General features: G+C 59.8%; 1 protein-coding gene. It reads right to left on the bottom strand.

What is annotated here, in order from left to right; genetic code table 11:
- Positions 1 to 13: 13 nt before the first annotated feature.
- Positions 14 to 934, bottom strand: coding sequence for an IS110 family transposase (locus tag AB6802_RS30035; protein WP_371013834.1), 921 nt, complete (start codon positions 932 to 934; stop codon positions 14 to 16).
- Positions 935 to 1,133: the final 199 nt, after the last annotated feature.

The following is a 1,133-nucleotide window of genomic DNA, read 5'->3' as shown; positions in this document are numbered from 1 at the left end:
ATGGCAACTGTGTTCATGCGAAAGCTTTTTTATCTCGGATGACGGCGTTTAGGACGACGAGAAGCTTCCTTGCGACGGCGATGATTGCCAACTTCTTTGACCCTGATCGGGCTGCGATGGCGCTGTAGAAATCTCTGAAGCGCTCACAAGCCCGGATGGCGCCGAGCGCTGCCATGTAGAGGGCACGGCGCACGCGCGATCGGCCGCCTTGGATCTGGCTCCTGCGATTGAGCTTGCCGCTCTTGTTGTCGAACGGGGCAAGGCCGGCGAGTGCCGCGATCGCCTTGGGTGATCGCAGGCCGAGCTCGGGCAGATGCGCCAGCAGCGAGAATGCTGTGACTTTGGAGACACCGGGCACGGAGACCATCAGCGCATTGTCTCGGGCAGTATCCTCGGATTGACGAATGGCTTCGGCAATCCGGCTCTCGGTCGTCTTGATGCGTGTGTCGCAGCTGACGATCATGTCTTCAAGGTCTTCGATGACCATCGCGTCGAAGGCCTCACTGCGAAGCTTCTTCAGCTTTGCCCTGATCTCGACCAGGTGGTCACGGTGGCGGGCAAGCGATTGAAGATGTTCGCCTTCCTCGCGTGGCGCCGGCTCGGCTTCAGGATGATAGCGCCGGCCATAGCTGCTCAGCATCCTGGCATCGAGAGGATCGGTCTTGGCGCGCCGTGCCGTCGACTTCGCATAGTGGTGGGTATGTGCCGGATTGTGCCGCGAGAACCCAATGCCGGCCTTGGCCAGCGCATGGCGCAACAGCCGGTCATGAACGCCTGTCGCCTCCATGACGACGAAGTCACGGGCAGGGCAAAGGCCTGCCACATAGGTGCCGATCGCATCAGCCTGGTTGTCGATGCGCTGACAACGGCCGCTTGTTTCATCAAAAAAGTCGAGCCACTGCTTGGAGATATCGCAGCCGACATAGTTCTGCATTATCATGTCCACGCCTCTTCCTGTGGTGCGAGGTCTGCTGGTTACAGCCCCGTGCAACTGTTCAGGTTGATGGTTCACCGGTGGGAAGGGACCGAGCCATGCCGCGGCCTGTCCTCAAAAGGACGACCAGGATCCTCTCGGTCTCCTTCCCACTTCAAACATAGCATGGGACCAACACACAGGATCCTCGGGTCTGCGC

The sequence above is a fragment of the Mesorhizobium sp. RCC_202 genome, assembly GCF_041355295.1.
In the GTDB taxonomy this organism is placed as follows: domain Bacteria; phylum Pseudomonadota; class Alphaproteobacteria; order Rhizobiales; family Rhizobiaceae; genus Mesorhizobium.
The sequence above is the reverse complement of the archived record's forward strand: the minus strand, read 5'-3'. Positions and strand labels throughout refer to the sequence as shown.